Source organism: Hydrocoleum sp. CS-953, assembly GCF_002260545.1.
Classification (GTDB): domain Bacteria; phylum Cyanobacteriota; class Cyanobacteriia; order Cyanobacteriales; family Microcoleaceae; genus Trichodesmium.
Genome location: NZ_LGSU01001275.1, coordinates 1 through 9,075, shown reverse-complemented (window position 1 = coordinate 9,075; position 9,075 = coordinate 1). Strand labels below are relative to the sequence as shown.

The following is a 9,075-nucleotide window of genomic DNA, read 5'->3' as shown; positions in this document are numbered from 1 at the left end:
TCTGTAGACCTGCATGAAGGAATTGATAACACACTGTTAATTCTCAGTCATAAGCTCATACAGGGAGTTGAAATTCTCAAAAATTATGGAGATTTACCTTTGGTGGAATGTTATCCGGCTCAATTAAATCAGGTGTTTATGAATATTATCGCTAATGCTATTGATGCGATGCTAGAATCGGATATTCAACCGAAACAGATTGTTATTCAAACGGAAAAGGTAGCTGAAGATCGAGTATTTGTGAAAATTCGAGATAATGGTCCAGGAATACCAACAGAAGTCAAAGATAAAATTTTTGACCCCTTTTTTACAACGAAACCAGTCGGAAAGGGGACTGGTTTGGGTCTGTCAATTTCTTATCAGATTATTGAAAAGCATCAGGGAAAAATAGAAGTAATTTCACAACCTGGAAAGGGGACAGAATTCGCGATCGCTCTTCCTGTATATTCTGGCATTTCTAGGAGCATTAACTTAATCAAAGAATAACGATATAATACGTTACACTCGCATATTATTAGACAGAATGTGTTCACACATACATGNGTAATTTCACAACCTGGAAAGGGGACAGAATTCGCGATCGCTCTTCCTGTATATTCTGGCATTTCTAGGAGCATTAACTTAATCAAAGAATAACGATATAATACGTTACACTCGCATATTATTAGACAGAATGTGTTCACACATACATGAAATCCATTAGAACCAAACTTAATTTGTATCAGTTTTATAGAACAGTATCTATAGCGCTAGGGAATAGGTAATATGATGTCCGGTTGAATAGTTAGAAATAAGGAGGGAGGAGTCAGTCCTGAAAAGTCAGGAGAAAGTATAAAAAGGAGAAAGTTTTTGCTCGCTAATTATCCGGACATGATATAATTTTTCTTCTATTGCTTATAGCGATTTTCAGAAAGATGGAACACACTCCTAAGAACAAAAAGCCTTGTAGGGACTAACCATGGTTAGTCCCTACCGTAGGTCTACCGTGCAGGAAAACCGCTGTAGAATCTGGATAATTGCTATAGCCAAGTCATTGCGAGTGGAAGGGAGTGGAAGGAGGCAATCTTATGAAACCTCTGAGATTGCTTCCTATCGTGGCAATGACGACTTTTCAAGCAGTTATATAAAATGCGGTTATACAGTAATCGCAAAATTACTTTCTCTTACCGAATAATTAATTATTAATTATTAATTAAATAATTGTGGTTTAAAGCCTCCCCTTGGATAGGGGAAAAAAAGTGCTAGGATATTTCCCAATCTTCAATTCCGTAACGGTTTTAACCAGAGGTAATTATCAATTATCCATTATCAATTATCAATTAATGAAAGCGCTTTTCAAGTTGATGAACCACATCTTCATATCATGTCCGGTAGCATCGGTATTGCAAGTGAGAAGGTAAGGAAGAAGGAATAAGGAAGAAAGAAGAAAAGGAAAAAGCTTACATAAGGTAAATATTTCCCCAACTTTTACACGACGCGACCATACCAGCGGACATGATATCACAACCAAAACCTAGTAGGGAGGTTCCATGGAACTTCCCTACTGTGGTCTACTGAAATGAAAACCGCTGTAATACAGATTTTCTAGCGTGGGCGAATTTAAAAATTCATGCTCTCAATCTTTTCTTTCTCCTGACTCCTGACTCCTGACTCCTGACTCCTAGAGCGATACGATAAGTATTTAACCGGATTCTATATTATGCGTAACTGTTTAAAATAAAAAATAACGCTGCGCCATTGGTAAAACCGAGGCGGGTTCACAAGTTAGTAATTCACCATCTGCTCTCACTTCATAAGTTTCAGGATTTACTTCTATTTTGGGGGTGGCTTCATTGAGTTTCATGTCTGCTTTGCCGAGATTTCGTGTATTACTAACAGCTACAGCAGGGGTTTTTAAACTGATTTTTTCGGGTATTCCAGCATTTANATCTGCTCTCACTTCATAAGTTTCAGGATTTACTTCTATTTTGGGGGTGGCTTCATTGAGTTTCATGTCTGCTTTGCCGAGATTTCGTGTATTACTAACAGCTACAGCAGGGGTTTTTAAACTGATTTTTTCGGGTATTCCAGCATTTAATGCTTCTTTAGAAACAAAAGTCAAAGAAGTAGCGGGAGTTGCGCCACCAAAACTACCAAACATAGGACGCATATATACAGGTTGAGGTGTAGGAATACTAGCATTAGGATCGCCCATTTGTGCCCAAGCGATCGCTCCTCCTTTAATGACAATTTCTGGTTTAACCCCAAACATCGCAGGTTTCCAAAGGCAAATATCGGCTAATTTCCCTGTTTCAATGGAACCAACATAATTGGCAATACCGTGCATAATTGCCGGATTGATAGTATATTTAGCAATGTAACGTTTAGCCCGAAAATTATCTGCTACTTCTTCTGTATCGGCAGCTAAAACACCTCTTTGTACTTTCATTTTGTGAGCAGTTTGCCAAGTACGAATAATTACTTCTCCCACTCTACCCATTGCTTGAGAATCAGAAGCTATAGCGCTAAATGCTCCTAAATCGTGCAAAATATCTTCTGCAGCAATAGTTTCTTTGCGTATCCTAGATTCAGCAAAGGCTACATCTTCAGGAATATTTTTATCAAGGTGGTGACACACCATCAACATATCAAGATGTTCTTCTAAAGTGTTGACTGTAAACGGACGAGTCGGATTAGTTGAAGAAGGTAATACATTTTTGAGGGCGCAAACTTTAATAATGTCTGGCGCGTGTCCACCTCCCGCACCTTCAGTATGATAGGTATGAATTACTCGGTCTTTAAAAGCAGCGATCGTGTTTTCCACAAAACCTGCTTCATTCAGAGTATCTGTATGGATGGCTACCTGTACGTCATATTTATCGGCAACACTCAAACAAGTGTCAATAGCAGCAGGAGTTGTTCCCCAATCTTCATGGAGTTTTAAACCCATAGCTCCAGCTTGAATTTGTTCTACTAACCCTTCTGGTTTAGCACTATTTCCCTTGCCCAAAAATCCCAAATTCATCGGAAAAGCATCAGCAGCTTGCAGCATCATCCAAATATTCCACTCACCTGGAGTACAGGTAGTAGCATTAGTACCTGTAGCTGGGCCTGTGCCACCTCCTATCATTGTTGTGATACCAGAAGCGATCGCTATTTCTATTTGTTGAGGACAAATAAAGTGAATGTGACTATCTATTCCCCCCGCTGTAAGAATATGTCCTTCTCCGGCAATAACTTCAGTAGATGGACCAATAATAATATCTACCCCATCTTGAATATAGGGATTACCTGCTTTGCCGATTTTATCAATCTTGCCGTCTTTGATGCCAATATCAGCTTTGACGATACCCCACCAATCTAAAATCAGGGCATTAGTAATTACTAAATCTACCGCTCCAGCTTCACTAGATATAGGTGATTGCCCCATTCCATCACGGATTACTTTACCACCACCAAACTTTACTTCGTCACCATAGGTGGTATAATCTCGTTCAACTTCAATAAATAATTCTGTATCTGCCAAACGCACGCGATCGCCTACTGTTGGTCCATAGGTATCAGCATACGCGCGTCTATTCATACGATAACTCATAATTTTAATTCCTTTTGTTGTAAGTAGTTGTGCTTTTAGAAATTTCCTTGTTGAGAGAGGCAACAGGCAACAGAGAGTTAGTAGGATATGTAATTAATTTTGCATAGGCACTTATATGTTAAAAAATGTAATTACAGCTTGTTAATTAACTCTCAAAGAATTTACGGAATAATTAAGGTCTAAAGCCTCTCCTTTTCAAGATAAAAAAATCATTTTACTCAATCATCTTCTTGTGAGGTAATTATTAATTATTGAAAGATAAATACTTTAGTTTTTTTAGAGCGAAAAAAGTGTGAAATTCTCGGTCACTCAAGCTAAAAAAGTTAGTATTTTGAGTAGACAAGGGCAGAAAAAGAAAGGAACAATTTTTCCTCCTAGCTCATCTATAATTTCCCTAACTCCTGACTCCTGACTCCTGGCTCCTGACTCCTAATTAGCAAACAACCTCTGAGGCAATTTTGGATGTTGCATTTGAGCAATATCAATAAAAGGAGTACAAGACCACATTTGCTCTAGATTCATTGATACGGCAGTTGAGCAAACTGCTTCAATATCTGGTACTAATTGGAGTAAAATTTGCTGTGTTTGTATATGTCCTAAAATACCCAAACGAATAGCTGCTCCTAATATATTAGTCACCAAACCATGCAAAAAAGCCAACACTGCATTTCGTTCCTTTAAACCTGCTACTGAAGTAATTGCACCAAAAATAACTGGATGTAAACAGTGTATTTTCCCCCGAACAGCTTCTTGATTAAGAATTTCTAGTCGTTCGTCTTGCCAAGTAGAACTAGCCACCATTAGTAGAGCGCGTCCACTTTGACGCTGAGTTTCTCTATTTTTAGCGATCGCCGTTTGAATAAATAGTTGTTGATCTGCTTCTCTCACTGCCTCTAGATTTCCGTTTTTAATACCGCGATAACTCTGAATTAATGCTACCACATCACTCACTCCAACTTTGTTCCGTAATAATATTTGCAAGAAATACAAAATTTCTTGCTTTGACTGAATTTTTCCAGTTTGAACTAAAGTTTCTAGTCCGTGAGAAAAGGTAAAAGAACCACTTGGAAAAAAAGAATCAGATAACTGCATTAAGGCAAGTTGTTCGGGTATTTCAGTATTCATTAGGGATTAGTGAGTAGCGGACTGTTTCATCTAACAATAGTACAATAGTAGGGGCGGGTTTGTTTTTTAAATGAATGAGTTTAACCATTAGATGAAATAAACCCGCCCCCAAATGCGCACACTCATTAGCTGTGTCAGTCCAGTAGGAGGAAATAATTGATACAGCATCTTTTGGGCAAATGATGTACAAGTTACAGCACTTTTGAGGATGGTGAGGTACTGTTATTTGCAGTTCAGGCTGGAAGCCTGTAACAAGCAGGATGCTTGTGTTACCAGAATTACCAATAAACTTCCAGTCTTTAACAAATAAAAAAATTTTGTACCTCACTAACTCCAAAATTGCTGTAAATGGTAAAAATCTTGTAGTACAGACATCTTGACAACTCCCGGATGTACCTCATAATTACAGGAAGCGCTATAATTTATATTCCATAATTGATTTTATTTTTTATTATTAGAAATGTCTATTTAGCTATGATGACTATGGTGGGAAAAATCAAAATGTTCTTGGGGAGAGCGCAATTCATAATCTATTTTTAAACCAGGAATTTTAAACTTGGCAATAGTGGCTTCAATTATTGCTGCATCTATAATTAATTGAATATAAATTTTATTTTTTTTAATAATTATTGGCCAGTGATGATTACCCAAAACATGACCTAAATGAACTAATTCTATAGCATGGTTTTCTACAGGTTCGGTAAAACTTAATACCATCAATCTTTGCTCTTGTAGATGAATTAATAATAGCTTACCAGATTTGGTAATAAATACATCTCCTTCACATAGAGACCAATCTCTACTTTTTATAATACCTACAATTATTCCAGAAGTTGATTGAGCCTGAATTCTTCCTTTGCCACTATCGGTTTGAGTCAGATATATCTCTAAACAATTGTCTAAAGTACGGGCTGATTTTAACTTTTCAGCTAGGTTTACATCTTTTGTAAAATTACCTAGATAAGTTTCTGCTATTTCTCTAATTTGTTCGACCATTTAATTCATTTGGGAATATAGGGTAAACTGGAGCGGTTAGTTAAATGACGGACAGAATTTAAAGCATATTTAATATACTTTTTTATTTGTAGAGTTTTACTAGCTAAAACACGAATCAATAAACCTTTATTATTAGGTAATACAGAACTACCCAAAAGCAGATCGGAACAATTAGCTGCCTCAAGATTTTCCAGTGTTTGACTAAGTAACTCAAGATTACTATTTGGTTGAACAACAATTAAATTAGCTAGTATAGGTTTTGAAGCAAATATATCGCTATGCTTGAATAAATTTTGCTTTCCTTCTAAGTGAATAGTATCCCTAAAACATACTTCTTCAGCCATTGAGATAATCTCTAATTGACTAAAATNAACAATTAGCTGCCTCAAGATTTTCCAGTGTTTGACTAAGTAACTCAAGATTACTATTTGGTTGAACAACAATTAAATTAGCTAGTATAGGTTTTGAAGCAAATATATCGCTATGCTTGAATAAATTTTGCTTTCCTTCTAAGTGAATAGTATCCCTAAAACATACTTCTTCAGCCATTGAGATAATCTCTAATTGACTAAAATAATAGCGAAATTCGTACCACTCTCCCCTAGCTAGTCTACCAGGAAGAATAATCTCACTCCAAAAAAGTTCTGCGTCAGAGTCAAGCTGAATGTTAGTAGTTTGTTCCAATGCTGCATCCGCAAATAAAATTAGAGGTTCTGCTACTAATTCTAATCTGGCACCTGCTTCGACTTTAATTTTTAAATTAGTTGTTGCTTTGGTACCTGTGATTGGCATAGCATGAACTTTAATGGCAGCTTGGTCAGTAAGATAAAGACTGCCTCCCTTTTCTAGCTGTAAAGATAAACTCAAGTTATCTCCAGCTAATAACCCAGGCGATGTATTGGTAAGGTACAAGTAAGCAGTACGCGGATCGGTGGCATCCAGACGAAATACATTAGATAAACGCAAAGGATGAGTTGTATACTGATGAGTTACTACAGTTTTACCAAAACTATTGCGCTCTAGTTTTATCTCCAAATTATCTCTGCTCATCACTTTTTCAAATTCATTACTCACAAACCAGTGCGAAATAAAATTCTCTCTAGAATAAAATTAACTACTTCATTCAATCCAACTCCAGTTTTACAATTAGTATAAGCAATAGGTTTACCTTGACGATATACTGGTGCTTGTTCGCGAATTAAATCTAGATTGGCATTGACATAAGGAGCTAGATCAATTTTGTTAATTACTACTAAGTCAGCTTGCACAAAACCAGGTCCTTTTTTACGGGGAATATCATCTCCTGCCCCTACATCTATGACAAAAATATAGGCATCTACCAAATCGTAACTAAAGGTAGAGGCAAGATTATCCCCCCCACTTTCAATAAGAATCAGGTCTAGATTAGGATATAGTTGTTCCAAATCTTGCACTGCTAAAATATTCATGGTTGGGTCTTCTCTTATAGCTGTATGAGGACAGCTACCTGTCTCTACTCCAATAATCCGATCGCTTGGTAAAATTCCTCCACTTTTGAGTCGCTGTGCGTCTTCAGTAGTGAGTAAGTCATTGGTTACTATGGCTACTTCAATACCTTGTTTGGTCAAAAGGGGAACAATACACTCTAGTAAAGCAGTTTTGCCACTGCCTACGGGACCGCCAATTCCTAACCTAGCTGTTGTTGCCATTTCAGTTATCAGTTAAAAGGATAGCAATATGATTTAAGTTGTGCGATATTGGAGACTTTTAGGGAACAGGGAACGGGGAACAGGGAACGGGGAAGAAGAAAATGTATCTTTTTGGAATAAGGAGGCTTGAAATACTGAATTTTCTTTTTTTTTATCCCTTTTAAAAGAAAGATTTAAGACCTTATTTTCCCATCATAGAAATCTTCTTTTTTTATTCTAATTTTTGATTAAGCAAAGCGTTAAAACCGTATATTTCTCGACTACCTGCGATCGCTACTAATTCTACTTCTTTTTCATCTCCTGGTTCAAATCTAACTGCCGTACCTGCTGGAATATTTAAACGCATTCCTTTAGTGGGGTCACGCTCAAATTTTAAGGCTGGGTTGACTTCATAAAAATGAAAATGAGAACCAATTTGAATCGGGCGATCGCCTGTATTTGCTACCATTATCTGAATTGTTTTCCGCCCTGAATTTAATTCTATTTCACCTGTTTGAGTAATTATTTCTCCTGGAATCATTGTTATTTTAGTTGTTAATTGGTTTCCTGTATATTTAAAGATATATTGTTTAATTTCTTCCCACACCCCCCACACTCTTTCTGCAATTACTATGCACCACCACCTTACTTTATTGTATGGGATTGTGTACTGTCACTAACTTAGTACCATCTGGAAAGGTTGCTTCTACCTGCACTTCTTCAATCATTTCTGGTATCCCTTCCATTACTTCATCCTGTCTTAAAACAGTTCTGCCATGACTCATCAATTCGGCTACCCCTTTTCCTTCCCTAGCACCTTCTAATATAGCTGCAGAAATATAAGCTACTGCTTCAGGATAGTTTAATTTAATCCCTTTTTCCTTTCGTCTTTCTGCAACTAAAGCAGCAGTAAAAATCATTAATTTGTCTTTTTCTTGGGGTGATAGCTGCATTATTTTATCGATCTAATTTTTAATATTTTGACTAAATAATTAATAGTTAATAATTCAACAATTCAGGTTTAAAGCCTCCCCTTGGATAGGAGATAAAAGCAAAAATTTTCCTTTGAGTCAATCCCCTTCTTTTAAGAAGGGGTAATTATTAATTGTTAATTGTTAATTACTGAATAAGCTTCTCTACTAAGATTATCAAAAAACAAGTTAAGAAAAAGTTTTTATTGATACAAACTCGGCAATAAATTATATCAAATCTGATAGTCTCAGTACAATTTATCAAAAAAAATGGGTCTAAAACCCCACCTTTTANAATTACTGAATAAGCTTCTCTACTAAGATTATCAAAAAACAAGTTAAGAAAAAGTTTTTATTGATACAAACTCGGCAATAAATTATATCAAATCTGATAGTCTCAGTACAATTTATCAAAAAAAATGGGTCTAAAACCCCACCTTTTAATACCAATTCACTTTAAGGATGTCACAAATAGTTTCCAACTTTAAATGTCAAATAATTGCCTGAAACTATTATATTGTCAAGGTTTGAAGCTGATAAAATCTGAATTTTGACTTCCGTGAAACGGTATAAAGCGAAATGTTTTTGGAGCGCGGCATAAATCCCCGTTACAAAAACAACTGTCAGATGTGTGTCTTACATTCTGTTTCCTTACGGATTCCGCAGGAAACGGGGACCTCAGAATTACACACTCGCTTCTGACTTCCCCTCCACCGGAGGGGTTAGGGGTGGGTTGACTCCT

At 36.5% G+C, this 9,075-nt stretch carries 8 protein-coding genes and 1 pseudogene; 1 reads left to right on the top strand and 8 read right to left on the bottom strand.

The annotated features are described in order from the left end of the window. A partial coding sequence (locus tag AFK68_RS22545; protein WP_143438150.1) for a sensor histidine kinase occupies positions 1–486 on the top strand: 486 nt, incomplete at its 5' end. Between the two features lie 1,225 nt (positions 487–1,711). On the opposite strand, the pseudogene ureC (AFK68_RS46110) reads toward AFK68_RS22545, so the two are convergent. From ureC (AFK68_RS46110) to ureA, 8 genes and pseudogenes are all read right to left on the bottom strand, one after another. Beyond that, positions 1,712–1,926, bottom strand: a pseudogene (gene ureC / locus AFK68_RS46110) (urease subunit alpha); the annotation flags it as partial. Position 1,927: 1 nt separating this feature from the next. Beyond that, positions 1,928–3,574: urease subunit alpha (gene ureC, locus AFK68_RS22540; RefSeq protein WP_094675267.1), on the bottom strand; the 1,647-nt coding region annotated here is incomplete at its 3' end. Between the two features lie 429 nt (positions 3,575–4,003). Beyond that, entirely contained in the window at positions 4,004–4,699 is a 696-nt protein-coding gene (locus AFK68_RS22535; RefSeq protein WP_094675261.1) for an urease accessory protein UreF, read from the bottom strand. 468 nt (positions 4,700–5,167) lie between these two features. After that, the gene (locus tag AFK68_RS22525; RefSeq protein WP_094675257.1) at positions 5,168–5,695 is read right to left on the bottom strand and encodes an urease accessory protein UreE; all 528 of its coding nucleotides are present in this window, start codon (positions 5,693–5,695) and stop codon (positions 5,168–5,170) included. 371 nt (positions 5,696–6,066) lie between these two features. Next, positions 6,067–6,745 (bottom strand): urease accessory protein UreD (locus tag AFK68_RS22515; protein ID WP_143438151.1); only part of this gene is annotated, 679 nt, incomplete at its 3' end. 20 nt (positions 6,746–6,765) lie between these two features. Then, positions 6,766–7,383: an urease accessory protein UreG gene (gene ureG, locus AFK68_RS22510; protein ID WP_094675253.1), complete on the bottom strand. Its 618-nt coding sequence runs from the start codon at positions 7,381–7,383 to the stop codon at positions 6,766–6,768. Between the two features lie 211 nt (positions 7,384–7,594). Beyond that, positions 7,595–7,903 (bottom strand): urease subunit beta, encoded by a 309-nt coding sequence (locus tag AFK68_RS22505; RefSeq protein ID WP_094675263.1) that lies wholly within the window; start codon positions 7,901–7,903, stop codon positions 7,595–7,597. A 109-nt stretch (positions 7,904–8,012) separates the two neighbouring features. Continuing rightward, entirely contained in the window at positions 8,013–8,315 is a 303-nt protein-coding gene (gene ureA, locus AFK68_RS22500; RefSeq protein ID WP_094675251.1) for an urease subunit gamma, read from the bottom strand. Positions 8,316–9,075: the final 760 nt, after the last annotated feature.